At 61.2% G+C, this 19864-nt stretch carries 19 protein-coding genes; 6 read left to right on the top strand and 13 right to left on the bottom strand.

What is annotated here, in order from left to right; genetic code table 11:
- Nucleotides 1-22 precede the first annotated feature (22 nt).
- The 4 genes from ppx to ACS3WB_RS04695 form a co-directional block, all read right to left on the bottom strand.
- On the bottom strand, nucleotides 23-1531 hold the full coding sequence (gene ppx, locus ACS3WB_RS04710; protein WP_438274417.1) for an exopolyphosphatase: 1509 nt from the start codon (nucleotides 1529-1531) through the stop codon (nucleotides 23-25).
- Nucleotides 1532-1538: 7 nt separating this feature from the next.
- The gene (locus tag ACS3WB_RS04705) at nucleotides 1539-3740 is read right to left on the bottom strand and encodes an RNA degradosome polyphosphate kinase (RefSeq protein WP_438274416.1); all 2202 of its coding nucleotides are present in this window, start codon (nucleotides 3738-3740) and stop codon (nucleotides 1539-1541) included.
- 157 nt (nucleotides 3741-3897) lie between these two features.
- Nucleotides 3898-4578, bottom strand: coding sequence for an HdaA/DnaA family protein (locus ACS3WB_RS04700; protein WP_438274415.1), 681 nt, complete (start codon nucleotides 4576-4578; stop codon nucleotides 3898-3900).
- A gap of 42 nt (nucleotides 4579-4620) precedes the next feature.
- A complete protein-coding gene (locus ACS3WB_RS04695) occupies nucleotides 4621-5163 on the bottom strand; it encodes a CDP-alcohol phosphatidyltransferase family protein (protein WP_438274414.1) in 543 nt (180 codons plus the stop codon).
- A gap of 171 nt (nucleotides 5164-5334) precedes the next feature.
- Here ACS3WB_RS04695 and purM point away from each other — a divergent pair, with 171 nt between their 5' ends.
- Complete coding sequence (gene purM / locus ACS3WB_RS04690) at nucleotides 5335-6408, top strand: phosphoribosylformylglycinamidine cyclo-ligase (protein ID WP_438274413.1); 1074 nt, start codon at nucleotides 5335-5337, stop codon at nucleotides 6406-6408.
- 23 nt (nucleotides 6409-6431) lie between these two features.
- Nucleotides 6432-7085: a phosphoribosylglycinamide formyltransferase gene (gene purN / locus ACS3WB_RS04685; RefSeq protein ID WP_438274412.1), complete on the top strand. Its 654-nt coding sequence runs from the start codon at nucleotides 6432-6434 to the stop codon at nucleotides 7083-7085.
- Nucleotides 7086-7176: 91 nt separating this feature from the next.
- On the opposite strand, the gene ACS3WB_RS04680 is transcribed toward purN, so the two are convergent.
- The 3 genes from ACS3WB_RS04680 to ndk all read right to left on the bottom strand — a co-directional run bounded on the left by ACS3WB_RS04680 (nucleotide 7177) and on the right by ndk (nucleotide 9282).
- On the bottom strand, nucleotides 7177-7380 hold the full coding sequence (locus ACS3WB_RS04680) for a cold-shock protein (protein WP_412772927.1): 204 nt from the start codon (nucleotides 7378-7380) through the stop codon (nucleotides 7177-7179).
- 477 nt (nucleotides 7381-7857) lie between these two features.
- Nucleotides 7858-8688, bottom strand: coding sequence for a TerC family protein (locus tag ACS3WB_RS04675; protein ID WP_438274411.1), 831 nt, complete (start codon nucleotides 8686-8688; stop codon nucleotides 7858-7860).
- A gap of 171 nt (nucleotides 8689-8859) precedes the next feature.
- On the bottom strand, nucleotides 8860-9282 hold the full coding sequence (gene ndk, locus ACS3WB_RS04670; RefSeq protein WP_438274410.1) for a nucleoside-diphosphate kinase: 423 nt from the start codon (nucleotides 9280-9282) through the stop codon (nucleotides 8860-8862).
- Between the two features lie 243 nt (nucleotides 9283-9525).
- On the opposite strand from ndk, the gene ACS3WB_RS04665 reads away from it, so the two are divergent.
- Nucleotides 9526-9873 carry a DUF6481 family protein gene (locus tag ACS3WB_RS04665; protein WP_438274409.1) on the top strand — a complete coding sequence of 116 codons (348 nt, stop codon included), beginning with the start codon at nucleotides 9526-9528 and terminating at the stop codon, nucleotides 9871-9873.
- A 146-nt stretch (nucleotides 9874-10019) separates the two neighbouring features.
- Here the strand turns inward: ACS3WB_RS04665 and ACS3WB_RS04660 are convergent, their stop codons facing one another.
- The 4 genes from ACS3WB_RS04660 to ACS3WB_RS04645 form a co-directional block, all read right to left on the bottom strand.
- The gene (locus ACS3WB_RS04660; protein ID WP_438274408.1) at nucleotides 10020-12020 is read right to left on the bottom strand and encodes an acetyl/propionyl/methylcrotonyl-CoA carboxylase subunit alpha; all 2001 of its coding nucleotides are present in this window, start codon (nucleotides 12018-12020) and stop codon (nucleotides 10020-10022) included.
- Between the two features lie 2 nt (nucleotides 12021-12022).
- A complete protein-coding gene (locus ACS3WB_RS04655; RefSeq protein WP_438274407.1) occupies nucleotides 12023-13627 on the bottom strand; it encodes a carboxyl transferase domain-containing protein in 1605 nt (534 codons plus the stop codon).
- Between the two features lie 258 nt (nucleotides 13628-13885).
- The gene (locus ACS3WB_RS04650) at nucleotides 13886-14191 is read right to left on the bottom strand and encodes an ETC complex I subunit (protein WP_438274406.1); all 306 of its coding nucleotides are present in this window, start codon (nucleotides 14189-14191) and stop codon (nucleotides 13886-13888) included.
- 131 nt (nucleotides 14192-14322) lie between these two features.
- Nucleotides 14323-16134: a carbamoyltransferase family protein gene (locus tag ACS3WB_RS04645; protein WP_438274405.1), complete on the bottom strand. Its 1812-nt coding sequence runs from the start codon at nucleotides 16132-16134 to the stop codon at nucleotides 14323-14325.
- A gap of 486 nt (nucleotides 16135-16620) precedes the next feature.
- Between ACS3WB_RS04645 and ACS3WB_RS04640 the strand changes: the two genes are divergently transcribed.
- Nucleotides 16621-16917, top strand: coding sequence for a hypothetical protein (locus tag ACS3WB_RS04640; RefSeq protein WP_438274404.1), 297 nt, complete (start codon nucleotides 16621-16623; stop codon nucleotides 16915-16917).
- Nucleotides 16918-17276: 359 nt separating this feature from the next.
- A complete protein-coding gene (locus ACS3WB_RS04635; protein ID WP_438274403.1) occupies nucleotides 17277-17621 on the top strand; it encodes a beta/gamma crystallin-related protein in 345 nt (114 codons plus the stop codon).
- A 36-nt stretch (nucleotides 17622-17657) separates the two neighbouring features.
- Here the strand turns inward: ACS3WB_RS04635 and ACS3WB_RS04630 are convergent, their stop codons facing one another.
- Nucleotides 17658-18053 carry a hypothetical protein gene (locus ACS3WB_RS04630; RefSeq protein ID WP_438274402.1) on the bottom strand — a complete coding sequence of 132 codons (396 nt, stop codon included), beginning with the start codon at nucleotides 18051-18053 and terminating at the stop codon, nucleotides 17658-17660.
- 414 nt (nucleotides 18054-18467) lie between these two features.
- Nucleotides 18468-18794, bottom strand: coding sequence for a hypothetical protein (locus tag ACS3WB_RS04625; protein WP_438274401.1), 327 nt, complete (start codon nucleotides 18792-18794; stop codon nucleotides 18468-18470).
- Nucleotides 18795-19331: 537 nt separating this feature from the next.
- Here ACS3WB_RS04625 and ACS3WB_RS04620 point away from each other — a divergent pair.
- Complete coding sequence (locus ACS3WB_RS04620; protein WP_438274400.1) at nucleotides 19332-19667, top strand: hypothetical protein; 336 nt, start codon at nucleotides 19332-19334, stop codon at nucleotides 19665-19667.
- Nucleotides 19668-19864: the final 197 nt, after the last annotated feature.

Here is a 19864-nt window from a genome sequence, read left to right as displayed (position 1 = left end):
GATCAGAAAAAGCGCGAGACCATCAGCGCAGCACGATCGACCCCGAGCGGCCAACAAGGCGGGCCAGTTGCTTGAACCGGCCCCCGACGCGATCCGCAACTAGATCGACCAGCCGGTGTTCGAACACAAGTTTCAGCTTGCGGCCGCTGCTTCTGAAATGCGTCGCAGACAATACACCGGGCCTGGCGGCCGAAATCAGATAAGCGACGCGGAAGGCCGCGCCGAGAATACGCGCTCTCTCGTCCATGGCAGGTGTCACCAGGTCATGCACGGACGACGGTGCGTTGATCTTGTTCGGCCCGACGTACCGGTAAAACACCGACAGTGCGATGAAAGTCCGTCCCTGATGGTCGATATCGCCAAAATTGCCGTTCATGATCAGATTGAGCGTCTGCTCACCACGATAGTCCGGATGGATGCGCCAGCCGATGTCCGAGAGCAGACAGGCGGCGTGCCGCAGCCGCCGATCCTCTTCGGTCTCCGGTAGTTTTGCAATCCGGACCAATCGATCCGTCCATCCGATCAATTCGTCAGCATGACGCGCCGAACGTGACATCAAGCCGTTCAACGTCTGCGCAGCGCAAATCAATCCATCCCTGGAGCGTTCGGCAGCGGGCAATAGCGAATAAAGCAGGCCTTCGCGGACGCCGTAGGTCGAAAACATGATGGTCTTCGGCTTCGCGATCCGGATGATGTATTCCAGCACGAGAGCGGCATAAGCCAGCAGCGGCTGTCGTGCATCGGCGACCACCTCGACGTCCGCCAGCGTTTGGGACGCCGCAAGACGTCGCAGTCGTCGAAGAAAATCGAGCGCGTCGTCGGCTGGAATGGAATAGCCGTGCATGACGCGAAGCGGATAGCCGCTCTGGATGATGTGAATCCGTGCCAGCGCCCGCCATGTTCCGCCGACGGCGTAGAAGGTACGGCTTTTACCGGACTTGAGCGGCGCAACGGTGGAAAGTGCATCTTTCACGATGCGCTCGGCGCGCTTCAACGACGTCTTGGATACGTCCTGTAATGCGAGACTGCCTAGCGGCAGCGTCACGCCGCGGTGGACGCGATGGCCGCGCACGTCGGTCAATTCCAGCGAGCCGCCACCGAGATCTCCGACGATGCCGTTCGGCTTGTGAACACTGGAAACCACGCCCAGCGCCGCCAGATGCGCTTCCCGCGGTCCTGAAAGAACGTCGATCGGCACGCGACAGATTCGTTCCGCCTGGGCGATGAAATCCGCGCCGTTCGTGGCGTCGCGGCAGGCGGCCGTTGCGATGGCATAAACGCGGCCAACCTTCATCACCTTACATAGCGCGTAAAAGCGCCGCAGCGATGTCAGCGCCTTGTTGATCGCATCGGGCGCCAACAGGCCGGTGGACTGCACTTCGCGGCCCAGCCCGCACAACGCTTTCTCGTTGAAGATCGAGACGAGGCTGCGCTCCAACGCTTCGTAAACAACGAGGCGGACGGAGTTGGACCCGATGTCGATAACGGCGACGCTCGCACCCGCCTTGCGCGACCGCGGATATTTCGGCACAGGCCCCCTACGGAGGAGGCTGCCGCTCTGCGCGACGCGTAAGGCGGCGCGGCGAAGATTCCTTGAGCGACTTTCCACGGCCGGACAGACTCGGATTGGTCATGAAATAGTTGTGCAGGTTGAAAGGCTCTTCACCCTTCGCGGCCTTCATACGCGTTGACGACCCATCCGGCAACAACCGCCAGCTCTGTTCGGTATCCTTCAGGTTCGCAACCATGATCTGCTCGAGAACCTGCTGATGCACGGTCGCATTCTGCAGCGGACACAAAATCTCGACGCGCCGGTCGAGGTTGCGCGGCATCATGTCGGCGGACGAGATATACACAGCCGCTTTCGGACCCGGCATGTTGTGCCCCATGCCGAAACAGTAAATCCGGCCGTGTTCCAGAAACCGCCCGATCACGGACTTAACACGAATGTTCTCCGACAATCCGGGAACTCCGGGCCGCAAGCAGCAAATGCCGCGTACGATCAGCTCCACAGAAACGCCGGCTTGCGATGCTTCATACAGCGCATCGATGATATCGGGGTCGACCAGCGCATTCATCTTCATCCAGATCGCAGCCGGCTTGCCTTGGCGGGCGAAAGCGGTCTCTCCACGAATGTGATCGAGAATGCGGTTGCGCAAGGTCAGCGGCGACACCGCCATCTTCTCGATGTCGCTCGGCTCGGCGTAGCCTGTGATGTAATTGAAGACGCGGGCGGCATCGCGGCCGATGGCCGGATCCGACGTGAAGTACGACAAATCAGTATAGATGCGCGCCGTCACCGGGTGATAATTGCCAGTCCCGGTGTGAACGTAGGTCGTGAGACCTCCGCCCTCCCGACGCACCACCATCGACAACTTGGCATGCGTCTTCAGTTCGATGAAACCGTAAACCACCTGCACACCGGCGCGTTCCAGATCGCGCGCCCAGCGGATGTTGGCTTCTTCATCGAACCGCGCCTTGAGTTCGACGAGCGCCGTAACCGACTTGCCCGCCTCCGCCGCCTCCGCCAAGGCCCGTACAATCGGCGAGTTGTTTGAGGTGCGATAGAGCGTCTGCTTGATCGCGACGACATCAGGATCGCGCGCGGCCTGCTGCAAGAACTGCACGACAACGTCGAACGATTCATAAGGATGATGAACGATCAGATCCTTCTGCCGGATCGCGGCGAACACGTCGCCACCGTGATCGCGCACGCGTTCCGGGTGGCGCGGGACGTAGGGCACGAATTCGAGATCGGGCCGGTCGAGCCGCGTCAGTTGCGACAGCTCGTTCATGGCCAGGACGCCGTCCACCAGCAACACTTCGTCGTCGGTGGCCGATAGCGCCCGCTGCACGAATGCGCGCAGCTCGGCCGGCATCGCGGCTTCGATCTCAAGCCGGATGACCGAGCCGCGGCGGCGGCGCTTCAATGCGGTCTCGAACAGGCGAACCAGATCTTCCGCTTCTTCCTCGATTTCCAGTTCGGAGTCCCGGATGATGCGGAACGCCCCCTGCCCCTTGACCGTGTAGCCCGGGAACAGCCGGTTGATGAACAGGCTGGTGGCGCCTTCAAGCGTGATCAGCCTGACGGGGTCGTCCTTGGCTGCCGGCGGCAGCCGCAAAAATCTGTCGATCTTGCCGGGCATGCGGATCAGCGCATTCATCGGCTTGCCGTCGGAGGAGCGCGCGAGTTGTAGCGCGATGGTGAAGCCGAGGCTCGGAATGAACGGAAACGGGTGCGCCGGATCGATGGCGAGCGGCGTCAGCAAGGGGAAGATATTGTGGAGAAAGTGATCTGCGATCCATGACCGCTCGGCCTTGGTCACGTCCTTGCCGTCGATCAGGACAATGCCAACTTCGGTCAGCACGTTGCGCAGATCCCGCCAGATCGCCTGCTGGTCGTTTGCGAGGTTGGAGACGGTCTCGTTGATGAGCGCGAGTTGTTCCGACGGGGTCAACCCGTCCGGACTGCGCTCCGTGATTCCTTCCCGCACCTGCGCCTTGATGCCGGCGACCCGGACCATAAAGAACTCGTCAAGGTTATTGGCGGAAATCGACAGGAAGCGGACGCGCTCGAGCGCGGGATGGCCCGGATTGACCGACTCCTCGAGCACCCGGCGATTGAAATGCAGCCAGGACAGCTCCCGATTAATGAACCGCTCCGGGCTGGTCCGGATCGCGGAGCCCTGCTCCGGTTCTGCTTTTTTACCTTCAACTACAATAGCTTGAACGGAATCCATGGAGGTATTGGTCCATATCGCATCGAGTCGGGCCGCAGGCCGCGCAAACAGCGCCGAACCATGGGCCAGCTCAATGACGTTTCAATGACATTGACGTTCCGGAACGCTGGCGCGTCAAGATCGTCCAACCGGGACCACATGACCGAGGATCCGGTTTTCAGTTTCGATCGCGCAGCAATTCGGCGGCGAGCGCGCGCGTCACCGGCCGGCCGAGTCGCAAGGATTCCGCATCGAGCTGGTCGACAGCGTGGCGGACCGCGGCGAACGACCGCTCGGTCCGCGTGGCGATGAAGTTGACGACGGTCTCGTCGATATTCATCTGGCGGTCCGCACAGAACTTGACGATCAGCGCCCGAAGCAAGTGATCGTCGGGCGGCTGCAGCGTAACCACAGGCACGGCGCGCAGCCGAGACCGCAGGTCCCGCAATCCGATGTCGAGCGAGGCGGGAGGCTCCCGCGCCGTCAGCAGGACGAAGGCGCCGTCCTCGCGGGCAAGATTCATCAAGTGAAACAGGGCCGGCTCGTCGAAGGCAGGCGGGTTGATATCCTCGACCACGAGCGCACCCGTCGCCAGCGCCCCCGGCACCGCCGCAGCGGTCAGGCCATGCGCGGACATCGAGCGTGCGCCCGCCTGCTCCGCCCAGATCGCGGCAAGATGGCTCTTGCCGCAGCCTTCGGGGCCGGCAAGCAGCATGATCCGGTTCGGCCATTCCGGCCAGCTCTCGATCAGCGACAGTGCCGCCGCGTTCGCTGATCCTTCAAGAAAATCGTCCCGCGAAAGGCTTTCCGCATGCGGTAGCGCGAATGCGAGCTGACGGGGTCCGGGGCGGCCTGCCACGCATCTCCTCCATGCCAAATCCAACGCACCATTGAGCGATCCTCATTTCTGCTCGATGGTGCTCATGTGGCGTCCCCACTCCACGAGATAGAGGGAGACCGAAACCAGGGTCAAGATCGCGATGGCGGCCATCAGAACGCCCTCGTAGGGCGAGGAATCGAACCCGAAACCCAGCGCGGCCAACACCAGCGCGGCGAACGCAACCTGTACTCCCGTGTTGAGCTTCGAGACCATCAGCGGCTTCATGGGTATCGGCTTGTTGAACAGCCACGACACGATCACGGCCCCGACAATCATGATATCGCGCGAAACGACGAGGATCACGAGCCAGCGGGGAACGGCGCCCAGGATGCCCAGTGTCACGAAGATCGAGACCAGCAGCGCCTTGTCGGCCAGGGGATCCAGGAGCGCACCCAGTTCGCTCGCCATGTTGAAACGCTTGGCGAGAAACCCGTCCACCGCATCGCTGACACCGGCGACCACAAAGATCGCGAAAGCGATTTCCATCTGATTGGAGGCGATAGCCCAGATAATGATCGGCACCAGCAGAATGCGACCGAGTGTAATAATATTCGGAATACTCACGCGACGCTTCCCGCCCTCCGGCCCGTTTCCGCGCAAACTGGCGCGGGGTTTGAGGTTTCCGCGGCCCGGAACTGCCTCTTGTTTACATAGTATATTCTGGGAAGACTTTGCGAGCCATTGCGCGGGTCCGCAATCCCACGTAACCAGCCGGGAAATTCTGGATACAATTGCATGACCGACCGCAAGAACGGCCTGACCTATGCCGAGGCGGGCGTCGACATCGACGCCGGCAACCGGCTGGTCGACCTCATCAAACCGATGGTGCGCGCCACCGCCCGTGCAGGCGCCGATGCCGAAATCGGCGGCTTCGGCGGACTGTTCGACCTCAAGGCGGCCGGATTTACGGACCCGGTTCTGGTCGCCGCCAATGACGGCGTGGGGACGAAGGTCAAGGTCGCGATCGAAACCGGGATACACGACACCATCGGGATCGACCTCGTCGCCATGTCCGTCAACGATCTCGTCGTGCAGGGCGCGGAGCCGCTGTTCTTCCTCGACTATTTTGCCTGCGGCAAACTCGATCCCGAAGCTGCGGCGGCGGTCGTGGCCGGTATCGCGGAAGGTTGCCGGGAAGCCGGTTGCGCTTTGATCGGCGGCGAAACGGCCGAAATGCCGGGCCTCTACAACGAAGGAGACTACGATCTGGCGGGTTTCGCGGTCGGTGCGGCCGAACGCGGCACCCTGCTGCCGGGCCGAGACATCGCCGCCGGCGACGCCGTGATCGGGCTCGCGTCGTCCGGGCTGCATTCCAACGGATATTCACTGGTCCGGAAAATTCTGGAGATTTCGGGCCTCGGTCTCGCGGCTCCCGCGCCGTTTGCGCCGGTCACGACGCTCGGCGCTGCCTTGCTTACGCCTACCCGTCTCTACGTCAAATCCTGCCTACGGGCGATCCGCGAAACCGGCGCGGTAAAGGGGCTTGCCCACATCACCGGCGGCGGCTTTACCGACAACATCCCCCGCGTGCTGCCCAAGCATCTCGGTGTGCGCATCGACCTCGCTCAGATGACGGTGCTGCCGGTATTCAAATGGCTGGCGCAGCAGGGCGGCATCGCCGAGCTTGAGCTGCTGCGAACCTTCAACTGCGGCGTCGGAATGATCGCGATCGTGCGGCGCGAGGCGGTCGACGAGGTCGCGGACGTGCTGACGCAGGCCGGCGAACGCGTTGCGCTGCTCGGTGAGGTAATCGTTGCCGGCGACGACAGCCGCGTCGCTTACGACAACCACCTCGATCTCGTGATCTGAGACGATCCGGCAGGATGAAAAGCATGAAACGCCGTGTCGCAATCCTGATTTCCGGGCGCGGGTCGAACATGACCGCGCTGGTGGAAGCCGCGAAGGCCGAAGATTTCCCGGCTGAAATTGCCCTCGTTATTTCCAACAAGGCTGCGGCGGAGGGCATCGCCAGAGCCAAGGCGGCCGGCATTCCAACGCTCGTCATCGAGAGCAAACCATTCGGCCAGGACCGCGCGGCATTTGAAGCCAAACTGCAATCGGCGCTGGACGACAACCGCATCGATCTCATCTGTCTCGGCGGTTTCATGCGGCTGTTCACCGCCGATTTCGTCCAGCGCTGGCAGGGACGAATGCTCAACATCCATCCGTCGCTGCTTCCGTCGTTTCGTGGCCTCGATCCTCACGGCCAGGCGTTGCGGGCCGGCGTGAAGATTTCCGGCGCGACTGTCCACTTCGTCATTCCGGAGACCGATGCCGGCCCCATTATCATCCAGGGCGCGGTCGCGATACGCGACGATGACACGGCGGAGACGCTAGCCGCACGCGTGCTGGAGATCGAGCACCGCATCTACCCGGATGCGCTGCGGCTCGTCGCGAGCGGCGGCACGCGACTGGAGGGCGACATCTGCAAGACGTCGGCCAACGCCAGTCCGGACGACACCCTGATCTCGCCGTCGGTGATCTGACCGGGCTCGGCCCGGAAAAGGACAAGCCCCCCGGTCGCGAATTGGAGGCACGCCGCAGCGGCTTGTGCCAACCACCCGAAACGTAATGGAGTTATGAGACCTTCAGATTTTCAGCCGAGGTCTTGCCGCGATTTTCGACCAGATCGAATTCGATCACCTGATCCTCATTGAGGGTGCTGAGGCCAGCCCGCTCTACGGCTGAGATGTGAACGAAGACGTCCTTGTCGCCGGTCGTCGGCTTGATGAACCCGTACCCCTTGGTCGGATTGAACCATTTGACGGTGCCCTTCTGCATCGTCTGTCTCCCTGTCTGGGTATAAAAAAGACGCGGCCGCGCATCGCGCCACCACGTTACAAACGACCCCTCCTGATCTCTGCTGAACCTTCGAATTCGCGAAACGCACAGACGAACGGACCAAGATCCGATTGTGCACAGATTGCAACACGAAAATTACCTCTTAGCAAGCCACGACCGATGATCGTGAAACTGACCGAGGCATCGGTTTCGAAACGTTGGCGGGAGACCGCATCCGGCTAGAGCCGGATTCAACTGCGTTGAATCAGACCTCGTCGCTTATCTTTTTGTTTGAGCATGATCTTTTCCGAAAACCGGTTTCCACTTCTCGAGATCATGCATCTAAGGATGCGCGTTTCAACGGATCATTGCGGAACGACGCGGCGGCGGCACCGACCTCGCTTTGCCGGCGATATCCCGGCTATCCACATGTTTGACCGGTGGGTGAAATGCGCGGCGCGACGGACAAATCTCGTTCTACAAGCGCTCGGCGGAGACCTGCATCCGCCTGCGCCAGAGCGAACCGGCGATCAGCACGATGATCGCTCCCAAAACGGCACAAAGAATTTCCCCTCCGGTCCCGCCATCAACGGCAAATTGCGGCGCAAGGCCGAACCGCGCCAGCATTTTATCCAGAAAGGCGCCCGCGCCAGCGTCGAACAGCGTGTGCAATCGCGGCGCGACCGCCGGATCGGTCGCGATGACTTCCCCTGCGATCCAACCCAGCAGCGCCGCTCCGGCCCACACCAGAAAAGGCAGGCGATTGAGCAGCAGCATGATCAGCGCGGCGCCGGCCACGATCAGCGGCACGCTGACGGCCAATCCAATGATCAACAGCGGCAAACTGCCATTCGCGGCCGCGGCAACCGCGATCACATTGTCGAGACTCATCACGATGTCCGCGACGACCACCACCTGGACGGCGGCCCACAGATGCCGGGCCGCCGCAACCCCCTCCTCGTCCTCCTTCTCCGGCACCAGCAATTTGGCGGCAATCACGAGCAGCGCGATGCCCCCCGCCAGCTTGAGGTAGGGCAACTCCATCAGGGTTGCGACAATCCCCGTAAAGACAATGCGGAGAACGACCGCGGCGGCGGCTCCGAGGACCATGCCCCAAAGCCGCTGTGGCGGCGCCAGCCCGCGACAGGCAAGCGCAATGACCAGCGCGTTGTCGCCGGACAACAGCACGTTGATCCAGATGATCTTGCCGACGGCAAGCCAGAACGCCGAATGATGCGACTCGCTTCGAAATTCGGCGAAGACCGATGTGATCGTCGCCAGATCGAAGATGTGCAACAGCGAATCCAATGGCGTCCTTTACCTCATCGTCCAGTGCCCTGAATCTGAAGGTCGCCTCATTGTACAGCGCCTTCCGGAACGGACTTCAGATGCGAGAGGGTAGAAAATTGTGTGGTTCAGGTTCGGACGTTCGCTTGAAGCCCTCGCAGAGAAAATGAAACGAACTTCTGAACCACTACGCTAGCCGACGATCTCGTCGTTTGAGAAAAACTGGGCGATTTCGACCGCAGCGGTCTCGGGCGCGTCCGATCCGTGAACGGAATTTTCGCCCACCGACTTCGCATGGAGCTTGCGGATCGTGCCGTCGGCTGCCTTGGACGGATCGGTTGCGCCCATGATCTCGCGATACTTGAGGACGGCGTTGTCCCCTTCCAGCACCTGCACCACGACGGGAGCGGAAATCATGAAATCGACCAACTCTCCGAAAAAGGGGCGCGCCTTGTGCACGGCATAGAACGCTTCGGCCTGCTCGCGGGTCATGCGGATGCGCTTCTGGGCCACGATCCGCAGGCCTGCCTTTTCGATCAGGGCGTTGATCGCACCGGTCAGGTTTCGCGCGGTTGCGTCCGGTTTGATAATGGAAAAGGTGCGTTCAGTCGCCATGTCGATATCCTTGATTGAGCGGCCGTGGGAATTGCGGCGCTTATATCGGCGCGCATCATTGACGGCAAGCGCGCTCGGCACGCCAACGCCAAGCCGGCAATGCAGAGAAAAACCTGCGCACGGGATCGCACTCCATTGAATCCGGTGATTTCGGCGGGCAACGCGTTTTTCTCAGCGCATGCGATGGCGAAGCTGCTATAAGCCCTCGACTTGCTATTACGACGAACGAACAGGCCTCGATAGATGAGTGGATTCAAGGAACCCGGCTTCGCTGACCGCCAAAAGGCGGCGCTTGACGCCCGGAAAAATATTCTCGACAAGTTTCGCGCCAAGCCCGGTCCCGACGATCCCGCCGTAAAGCAAAGGCAGGCTGAACGCCAAGCCCATGCGGCTGCCCGCGAAAAGACGCGGCAGGCCCGCGAGACCGAGAAGGCGGCGCGAAAAGTCCGCGAGGCGGAGGCTGCAGCAGCAGCAGCCGCACAGGTCGCCCTGGAGAAGGAAGAAGCCGCGGCCGCACAGACTGCGCTCGAGGCCGAGCGCAAGGCGGCGCGCGATGCCCGCTATGCCGCCAGAAAAGAGCGAAAGAAGTAGCCGGCGAGACGTCGGATGTTCGCGCCATTCGGTCGGCGGATAGAGATGCGGAGAAGCGCCGCAGACGGCCCGGCCGGATGCGGCGTCTCGTCGCGAACAGGGCTTACCAAAAGTCGCCAAGACGGAAATCCGGTCAGAGAAATATATCAAACGGCGGGCTCCATCTCGGCGAGTTCGACGCCCGCCTGAACAATATCGCCGACCTTGCACCTGATCGTTTTCAGTGTCCCCGCAAAGGGCGCGCGCAGCGTCTGCTCCATCTTCATCACTTCGAGCGTGAGAATGGGTGCACCCCTCTTCAGAACCGCACCCTCCTCCGCGAGCAGCGCGACCACGATGCCGGGCAGCGGCGCAATGATGCGGTCCTCATTGGCCAGTTCCTCGTCGTCACCGCCGAAGGGATCGACCCAGTGCAACGTGAACCGGCCATTGCGCGTCCGCACATACACCTCGCGGCCCTCGGCGACGGAGACGATGCGGCTGCGCATTCCATCAAGCGAGAGTGTCAGACTTCCCACCTCATCCGGCTCAAACCCGAACGCAAGGTTCGTGTCTCCGACGCGTAATTGCGCCGGCCCGTTGCCGTAGACCAGCGTGACCTCGCGTTCACTCTGCCCGTGACGAAATACAAATTTGCGCTGACGGCGACCGACCGGCATCCAGCCCGCGGTTCGCCACGGTGAGGCCGCATCCGGTCGAGCGGCTTCGCTTTCCGCCTGCATGATGCCAGCAACCGCGGCGGCAAGTTCGGTTTCGCCTGGCACCGCCGCCATTCCGGTTAGGTCTGTCAGATGCCGTTCGATGAAACCAGTGTCGATAGCATTGGCGCACACGTCGACATGCGTCACCAGCGTGGACAGGAACGGAATGTTGGTGACGACGCCGCGGACGTCGATCCCGTCCAGAGCGCGTGCGAGCCGGCCGATCGCAGCATCGCGGGTTTCCGCCCAGGCGATCACCTTGGCGAGCATGGCGTCGTAGTGCGGCGACACCGTATCGCCTTTGCGGTAGCCGGAATCGATACGCAAGCCGTCGATCTCCGGCGGCGTCTGCCAGGCGGTGATGCGGCCGACCGATGGCATGAAGTTCCTGTTCGGGTTCTCGGCGTAGACGCGCGCCTCGACGGCATGGCCCTTCATGACGATCTGGTCCTGCGTCAGCGGCAGCTTTTCGCCAAAGGCAACGCGGAACTGCCATTCGACCAGATCGATGCCGGTGATGAATTCGGTCACGGGATGCTCGACCTGCAAGCGCGTGTTCATCTCGATGAAAAACACCTCCTTGCCATCGGACACGAACTCGACCGTGCCGGCGCCGACATAGTTCACCGCGCCGGCCGCCTTGCGCGCCGCTTCACATATTGTCTCGCGCTGCGCCGCGTTCAGGGTTGGCGAAGGCGCTTCCTCGATCACCTTCTGGTGCCGTCGCTGCAAGGTGCATTCGCGCTCGAACAGCGACAGCAGATTGCCGTGCGTATCCCCGATCACCTGCACCTCGATGTGGCGCGGGTTCTCGACGTACTTCTCGATCAGCATCCGCTCGTCGCCGAACGCCGCTTTCGCCTCGCGCCGCGCGCTGACGATCGCCGGCACGAATTCCGTCGCCGATCGTACGATCCGCATGCCGCGGCCGCCGCCGCCCGCGGATGCCTTCACCAGCAGTGGATAGCCGATGCGGTCTGCCGCGCCTTGCAGCGTCGCGTCGTCCTGCGCCTCGCCGTGATAGCCGGGCACCAGCGGCACCCCCGCCTTCTCCATCAACGCCTTGGCGGGCGACTTCGAGCCCATCGCCGTCATCATCGCGGCGGTCGGGCCGACGAATACGATATCCGCATCGGCACAGGCTTGCGCGAAGGCAGCATTTTCCGACAAGAATCCATAGCCGGGATGGATGCCTTCCGCGCCGGTCCGGCGGGCAGCGGCGATCACCTTGCCGATATCGAGATAGCTGTCGCGGGCAGGCGCAGGTCCAAGCAGCACAGCCTCGTCGGCCATGGCGACATGCAGCGCCTCGCGGTCGGCCTCGGAATAAACGGCGACCGTGCGCAGCCCCATGGCGCGGGCGGAACGGATGACGCGGCAGGCGATCTCGCCGCGATTGGCGATCAGGAGCGTGTTGAAGCGGCGATAGCTTGGGCTACGCGCCATCGTCACATCCTGAACAGGCCGAACGTCGTCGGCTCAACGGTTGCGTTCGCAGCCGCCGACAATCCGAGCGCCAGCACCAAACGCGTATCCACCGGGTCGATCACGCCGTCGTCCCACAGCCGCGCGGTGGCGTAATAGGGGTTGCCCTGGTTTTCGTATTGCGCGCGGATCGGCGCCTGGAATTCGCGCTCCTCTTCGTCCGACCAGGTGCCGCCCCTCGCTTCGATGTTCTCCCGCCGCAGCGTGCTGAGAACGATCGAAGCCTGCTCGCCTCCCATCACGGAAATCCGCGCGTTCGGCCACATCCACAGAAATCGCGGCGAGAATGCACGGCCGCACATGCCGTAATTGCCCGCGCCGTAAGAGCCGCCGATCACCACGGTGAATTTCGGCACGGCGGCGGTCGCAACCGCCGTGACAAGTTTGGCGCCGTCGCGCGCGATGCCGCCGGCTTCGTATTTTTTGCCGACCATGAAGCCGGTGATGTTCTGCAGGAACACCAGCGGAATGTCGCGCTGGCAGCACAATTCGATGAAATGCGTACCTTTCAGCGAGCTTTCGCTGAACAGAATGCCGTTGTTGGCGACGATGCCGACCGGATAACCCCAGATGTGAGCGAAGCCGCACACCAGTGTCTGGCCATAGAGTTTCTTGAACTCGTCGAATTCAGATCCGTCGACGATCCGCGCGATGATGTCGCGCACGTCGAACGGTTTGCGGCCGTCCGCCGGCACCACGCCGTAAATTTCCTCTCTCGCAAACAGCGGCTCTCGCGGTTCGCGCATGTTGAGCGGCGCGCGATGCGGAGGCTTCAAGGTCGAGACGATGCGGCGTGCGATCCCGATCGCGTGAGCGTCGTTCTGCGCATAATGATCGGTGACGCCCGACTGCCGCGAATGCACGTCCGCGCCGCCGAGTTCCTCTGACGTGACGACCTCGCCGGTCGCGGCCTTCACCAGCGGCGGCCCGCCGAGAAAGATCGTGCCCTGATTGCGGACGATGATGCTCTCGTCCGACATCGCCGGCACATAGGCTCCGCCCGCGGTGCAGGATCCCATCACGATGGCGATCTGCGCAATGCCCTGCGCCGACATGTTGGCCTGGTTGTAGAAGATGCGGCCGAAGTGGCGCTCGTCGGGAAAGATCTCGTCCTGCTGCGGCAGGAAGGCGCCGCCAGAATCCACCATGTAGATGCAGGGCAGATTGTTCTGCCGCGCGATATCCTGCGCCCGCAGATGCTTCTTCACGGTCATCGGATAATAGGTGCCGCCCTTGATGGTGGCATCGTTGGCGACGATCACGCACTCGCGGTCCGAGACGCGGCCGACGCCGGTGATGATGCTCGCCGAATGCACATCGCCGCCGTACATGCCATTCGCTGCCAGCGGCGACAGTTCGAGAAACGCAGTGCCGGGATCGAGCAGCAGATCGACGCGGTCGCGGGCCAGCATCTTGCCACGCGAGGCATGGCGGGCACGCGCGGCCTCGCCGCCTCCACCCGCAGCAATCGCGAGCTTGCCACGCAACTCTGCGACGAGAGCCTTCATCGCATCGGCGTTGCGCGCAAAATCGGACGACGTGGGATCGATAGCGGAACGAAGCGCCATGGCGGCCCAGGATGGTGGCAGGCGTTGAAGCTCTCGGCTGGAGCATGTTTCTTTTATACGGAATCAGCAACCCGTCATGCCCGGCTTTATGCCGGGCGTCCACGTCTTTAGAATTTCAGCGAAAAATATGGATGGCCGGGACCATCGGCGAGCAAAGCGACGCCGTTCTTCAAACGGCTATGGCCAAGCGGAAACGGCACCGTTCTTCGAACGGCCATACCCGGCCATGCCAATTATGGGCGACGCGACCTGCGCTAGCTAATGCGTCCAGGGTTCGATGCGGCGAAACGCAAAATTGTCGGCGTAGGCTGCCTTTCTCTCCGCCTTCGGCTTCGGCTCGATCACCTGATAGGGAATGCCCTCGCGCTCGCAATAGGCGACGGCGTCCTCCTTTGTATCGAAGCGAAGGGTGATCTGCTGCTTCATGTCGCCGGAACTGGTCCAGCCCATCAAAGGCTCGATGACCTGCGGCTGCTCGGGCTCGTAGTCGAGCTGCCATTCCTTGGTCTGGGCGACCCCTGATTGCATCGCGTTTTTGGCGGGCTTGAAGATACGTGCTGTCATGGATCGCTGCGACCTGCTGCTATGCCGTCCGGTAAAGCCGGCGGGCATCTTTCCCTACGTATATTCGGTAAGCCGCGGTGTGACAATGTAGTCCACCATGGGCGTGACAGGACGGCGCATCCGGCCGGCCCTCAGCTCTGCCTGAGGTTCGACATGACGACGGCACCGACGTCAGTGTAGACGCCGACGAGCGGTCCCACGATCCTGTGCAGCCCCTTCTTGGAAATCACCGTATCGTGCAGCACGAGGTGATCGATACCCGTGGTCAGGAAGCAGCGCATCGCATCACGCGGCGTCTCCACGATCGGCTCGCCCTTGACGTTGAACGAGGTGTTGATCAGCACGGGCACGCCGGTAAGTTCCTCGAATTCCTTCAGCAGCCGATAGAGTGAGGGGTTCGTGCTCTCGCGCACGGTCTGCACCCTCGCCGTGCCGTCGACGTGAACCACCGCAGAAATCCGGTCGCGCCACTCCGGCCGGACGCTCTTCGCGATCAGCATGAACGGCGAATCTTCGTCGCCCTCGAAGATATCGGTCATGCGCTCTGCCAGCACGATGGGCGCGAACGGACGGAACGGCTGGCGATGCTTGACCCTGCTGTTGAGGATGTCCTTCATGTCGGCCTTGCGCGGGTCAGCGATCAGGCTGCGATTGCCCAGCGCGCGCGGACCGAATTCGGAACGCCCCTGAAACCAGCCGATGACTTTCTGGTCCGCCAGAAGTTTCGCGGTTTCGGCGTAGACGTTCGGGCTTTTCACCGCCGCCGTCTGGACTTTGACGATCGAGCGCTGGGTTGCAGCCTCGACCTCGGCGTCCGAATAGCTGCGGCCGACATAGGCGTGCTCCATCACAAAGCCGCGGCCCTGTTTGAGCACTTCAAGCCAGCCGTAGTAGGCGCAGCCTATGGCGATGCCGTCATCCCCTGCCGCCGGTTGAATCCAGACGCTCTCGAACCCGGCTTCCCGCGCGATGCGCCCGTTGGCGACGCAGTTCAGCGCCACGCCGCCGGCGATGCAGAGGTTCTTCGCGCCAGTGGTTTCGCGCAGCCAGTTGGCACGAGCCAGCAGCACCTTTTCGGTGTCGTCCTGAACCCGCCACGCGAGATCCTCCCAGTGCCGCATGGAAGGGCTTTTTTCCCATTTCCCGCCGCCGTCGGCGATATAGGGCTGGTTGAAGTCGGCCGACCAGCGCGGGACCGTGAGACGGTTGTCGGCGATCTCCATCAGCGGCTTGATCTTGTCGCGCCGTCCGTAGGGCGCGAGCCCCATCAGCTCGCCGCACTTGTTCCAGTCGCCGAATATGTAGGTCGAGGCGCGGCTGTAGAGCGCGCCGAGGCCGGGCATGTTATAGAACTCGTCGCTGAAAAACCCCCGGTCCGGCTCCATCCAGACCTTCTTCAGGCATTCGACCGTCTTGCCGCTGAACCGGTAGTAGCTTTCCGATTCCCGCGCGAGCGGCGTTGCGGTGTCGCTTTCCGGATAAGCCTCGTTGACGTCCGAACGGTAGCTGCCGACGCCGTCGACGATCATGATCGCGCCATCGTCGAACGGACAGGCAGCGAAGGCGCTGTAAGCGTGCGCCAGATGGTGGGAGATCGACACCACCTTATCGGAATGCGCGCGGAAATATGGATGGTCCTTCGCCTGCAGCCGCTCCTCGGCCGGGAGGAATCCCGGCATGTCCTGATAGATCAGCCGCTCCTCCATCTCGGGAACCGGAAGGATGTAGCAATTGCTGACCATCAGATCGATGTCGCCCATGCCGATGCCTTCGGCGCTCAGGCAATAGTCGATGACTTCCTTGTAGAAACCGCTGGCATGCTTCTCGCGCGTGATACGTTCCTTGGCGATGGCGACAGCGATGGCGCCGTCGCGAAGCAGGCAGGCGCTCACGTCGTGATCGTAGGTATTCAGACCAAGAACATAGGTGTGCTTTTTTGACATGAGCCTCTGCGGAGCATTCTGGAGGAGGATTCGGGCCCGGACTGCTGAGCCTGAGTGAGAGACGGTAACGTGGGCGCCGCCCGTCTACGTTATGACAGGCTTCTTATGACTGCCTTTTTGCGTCGCTTCTGCGGCACACCAAGTTCACGCGGTCTGAGCGGAAAATCGGCCGACGATCATGGGACACTCGGCGCAACCCAAGGCTACTAATTTCAATATCACAACTACTGGTTACTATTTGATACACGAGGGCATTTTCGGTTTTTCACCAACTCCGCGTGAACCTGAATACTGCGGGGGCCGACCCCTGACCGGGCAGAAGCTGAACCTGGTCTCGATTAGCGGCACACGCTCAAATTCGTTGGAAATGTTATTTTATCATGCACCGAACCACGGCAAACTAAGTGCCTTATATTCGCGACAATGGTCGTCACGAATACAGGGTCTGATTCACGACGGTGCCAAACAGAGTTGGAGATTCTCCTGATGGTTCAAAAAAGTTCGAGCACGCAACGCAGCATCATCACCCGCGTCCTTGCGGCGACGGCGATGGTTTGCGTCTACTTTATCGGCGTTGCGAGCGTTTCTTCGGTTCTGGTAGCCGGATCGACCACGTCTGCGGAAGCCCGCGGCGGAGGTCGTGGTCGCGGCGGTGGCTGGGGCCGTGGTCGCGGACGCGGCTGGGGTCGTGGTCGCGGCTGGGGCCGTGGCCGTGGCTGGGGTTTCGTCGCGCCGGGCTGCTATTACAGCCCGCGCTGGGGCCGCACGATCTGCCCGTATTGATCGCCGATTAATTCGCAAGTCGTGAAGGGTGCGCCGGTTCGCTGGCGCACCCTTTTTCTTTATGAGTCGATTAGGCGCGGATCTTTTTTAGCGTTTTCGAACGAAGCAGATACCGGTTCGCGTAAGGAAAACGCACCAAACAACACTAGACGATTTTCAAGCCGAAGCGCTTTGCGACCGATCGATCGAAGCTCGAAGGCGACCGATGACAGCGTCCCAACGACCGGATCGTGAAATATCGATGCGAAGTTGAATCAGTAGTCTGTGATGAGCGGGAGAACTGGCGAACCCGAACGGCGGCAGGATCAACTACCAGATAGATCCCACGGGATCGCCAACATCATCAGGGAGCCGCGACCATGCCAGCTCATGCCATTCTTTTCGAGAACGCCGAGTTCCAGGGTAACCACAAGCACGTGTTCGACCACATCCAGAATCTCAGCAATCAAGTCGACGAGTTCAATTTCAACGATCAAACGTCGTCGCTCGTTGTCCTTGAAGGCAACTGGCAGTTTTTCAAGGATTGGCAATGGCAGAAGCCATGGCCAAAGATCGTGGGACCCGGCGTGTACGTTACGATCACCGATGCACTCGGCGCCAACGATGCCAACGATGCCATAACCGGCATGCGCCCGGTCGACTCGCTGGGCAGAGCCATCCCCATCGCGGGAATGGCTCACGCGTCTCGACGTCAGACCGGCTAGAGTTTTCGTTTCTGATTAGTCAGAAGCGAAAATGCTCTAGTGCTTCACGTGAACTTCGGTTCCAAGCGCACTTTCCGCTACTCCGAGCGTTTCGCAAATCGCCTTCAGGCGCGCAGGCTTCGGAAACTGGATGCCGCGCATGTAGAGCGAGATGTCGCAGCGGCGGAAATCATGTGCACCGCGGTAATGCTTCGATGCTTCGCGGGCGAATTGCGCATCAGTCCAATGTTTGTCAGCGACAAGCTTTGCAAGGCGTTTCCCGAACTCTACTCGATTTGCATCAGACATCATTTTTTTCTCTTCCTGACTTCCCCATATCGCACGCATCCGCAATCGGATCGTGAGGACACGTCCGAGAAGCAGATCCGCGACGCAGCCCGCCGAAAGACCGGCGGGTTTTCTTCCGTCAAGGGGAGCTATATGTGCTACCATATATCGCTCCATTTACTTCTATCGCCAGCGGCGGAGCACCCCCGCGCATCGTGCATAGCAACTTCTGCGCGGTTCGCGCGTTGCCTCATCGAACGGTCTAGCCACCCGTTCATCCCCAGTACCGCGTGAAAACCCGCCGGTGATCTCTTCACCGACGGGTTTTTCTTGCGACCGGGAAATTTTTAAGGAGCAACCTATCGCAGCATTGCTGCTCTGCGCTGTGAGACTAGCTGGCTAGGTCAGCTCGGATGCTGTTCTCAACGAGATCGGGACGCTTTTATTTGATGGAGCGTTGGCGGGGCGTGAAGATCCCGACTCGCTATCGGTGCGCTTTCTGACAACCCGAACATCCTGGCGATCGATACGAGCAGAGCGCGAGCCCACGGAATTGGGTGCGCTGCCTTTCCGGCTGCGCTAGCCGATAAATTCGGTGCCCTCGCCCGCCAGAAGCTCTTTCAACTGGCCACGCATCAGCTCCGCCTTGTCATATCTCAGGGCGGCGACGGTGATCTTGTCGACCGATACGACGATCTGATTACCCGCGTTCACGCACGAAATCCGGCTGTACATATCGTCGACACCCGCGAGCGCGTTATCCAGCGCGGCGTCCAACCTCTCAACTTCGACACGACTCAATGTGAGCGGCGATCCGCCGTCGATCGTCAGATCAGCCGCGAAACTATCCCCGTCGGATCGGGCAACAAGCGTCCAGGTGCTCATTGCCTCATCCTCTCCGGCCAAGTCTCAACGCGGTCATCCCATGCGGACATCAATCCCGCCCTTTCTGATTTCCACCGAGGCCCCTCGAATGCCGAACCCGGTCAATGTCGTCTACCTGACTCAGCGTCTTTGATCGCTGCGCTCGATGAACGATGTAGAACTACAAGTTCGGCATGGCCGCCGCGACCGTTTAATCCTCCCGCGCGTCATTGTCGACCGGCGCCCGGCCGGTCCTGACGCATGCAGAATTTGACGGACTCGGACGGATTGCGCACCGCAGCGGACGGCCGGCGAGGTCACCTCAGCGGATGCCGAAAAGCCCCGATCGCCCGTGATAACGGCGCGCGGCTGGCGAGTTATCCCGCAAATACCGACCGGGGACGTTCAATTCGTCATCATCATGGACCCTGTGCCGCAACGGCAGAGGCAATTGGCAAGCTATCATTCGGCCGGCTATTGTCCTAGAAATCCTCGGATTAGCGTGAGCATCCATCCGGATGGTCAAAAACAGACAAAGCGGCTCGTTTCGTCGCGTGCTTTTAGAAGGCTGCCTAGAATATGCTTCCTCCCGGAAAGCCCTCCGGCGACCCAAGCCGCGGTCAAACGGCTGAACAGATCGAGCGCTACTATAGCAACGTCAAAATTGGCGATCTGGCGGCGGTCAAAACCCGCCAATATGGTCGCCTTGAAATCAAGATCACGACGGTAAGCAACGTCAGTCCAGAGATTGGACGCATACATTTGGACGACGACGCCGTCTGGGGCGGAGTGGCTTATTCCGTGGAAAGCGGAAAGAGCTATTACGCGTCCAGCGGCCAAGCATCGCTTATCATTCCAGATGAAAAGGTGACGGCTTGGGCTAAAGCAAATCCGCGCGGCACCCCGGATTATTGATGGGTTGCCGCGAAGGGCGGTGAGCGAACGCCAGAGATCGTTGAGGCATCTGCTATCCGGCGATCATCAAACCGAAAAACTGATCTCAAACAAGACGCTATATATTTGTTTTGACGCGCTTTCTTCACGCGATCCGGGTCCACCCCCGCTCAAACCCGGGCGCATGCCTCGCTCGAAAACGCCAAGCCGTTGATATG

This window comes from Nitrobacter sp. (genome assembly GCF_051535215.1).
Taxonomy (GTDB): domain Bacteria; phylum Pseudomonadota; class Alphaproteobacteria; order Rhizobiales; family Xanthobacteraceae; genus Nitrobacter.
Note: the sequence above shows the minus strand (reverse complement) of the source record. Positions and strands in the feature narration are given on the sequence as shown.

Excerpts from the sequence above, each read along its gene's own strand:
- ACS3WB_RS04705 (WP_438274416.1), bottom strand. The coding sequence starts at position 3,740 with ATGGATTCCGTTCAAGCTATTGTAGTTGAAGGTAAAAAAGCAGAACCG.
- purM (WP_438274413.1), top strand. The coding sequence starts at position 5,335 with ATGACCGACCGCAAGAACGGCCTGACCTATGCCGAGGCGGGCGTCGAC.
- purN (WP_438274412.1), top strand. The coding sequence starts at position 6,432 with ATGAAACGCCGTGTCGCAATCCTGATTTCCGGGCGCGGGTCGAACATG.
- ACS3WB_RS04680 (WP_412772927.1), bottom strand. The coding sequence starts at position 7,380 with ATGCAGAAGGGCACCGTCAAATGGTTCAATCCGACCAAGGGGTACGGG.
- ndk (WP_438274410.1), bottom strand. The coding sequence starts at position 9,282 with ATGGCGACTGAACGCACCTTTTCCATTATCAAACCGGACGCAACCGCG.
- ACS3WB_RS04665 (WP_438274409.1), top strand. The coding sequence starts at position 9,526 with ATGAGTGGATTCAAGGAACCCGGCTTCGCTGACCGCCAAAAGGCGGCG.
- ACS3WB_RS04660 (WP_438274408.1), bottom strand. The coding sequence starts at position 12,020 with ATGGCGCGTAGCCCAAGCTATCGCCGCTTCAACACGCTCCTGATCGCC.
- ACS3WB_RS04655 (WP_438274407.1), bottom strand. The coding sequence starts at position 13,627 with ATGGCGCTTCGTTCCGCTATCGATCCCACGTCGTCCGATTTTGCGCGC.
- ACS3WB_RS04650 (WP_438274406.1), bottom strand. The coding sequence starts at position 14,191 with ATGACAGCACGTATCTTCAAGCCCGCCAAAAACGCGATGCAATCAGGG.
- ACS3WB_RS04645 (WP_438274405.1), bottom strand. The coding sequence starts at position 16,134 with ATGTCAAAAAAGCACACCTATGTTCTTGGTCTGAATACCTACGATCAC.
- ACS3WB_RS04640 (WP_438274404.1), top strand. The coding sequence starts at position 16,621 with ATGGTTCAAAAAAGTTCGAGCACGCAACGCAGCATCATCACCCGCGTC.
- ACS3WB_RS04635 (WP_438274403.1), top strand. The coding sequence starts at position 17,277 with ATGCCAGCTCATGCCATTCTTTTCGAGAACGCCGAGTTCCAGGGTAAC.
- ACS3WB_RS04630 (WP_438274402.1), bottom strand. The coding sequence starts at position 18,053 with ATGGTAGCACATATAGCTCCCCTTGACGGAAGAAAACCCGCCGGTCTT.
- ACS3WB_RS04620 (WP_438274400.1), top strand. The coding sequence starts at position 19,332 with ATGCTTCCTCCCGGAAAGCCCTCCGGCGACCCAAGCCGCGGTCAAACG.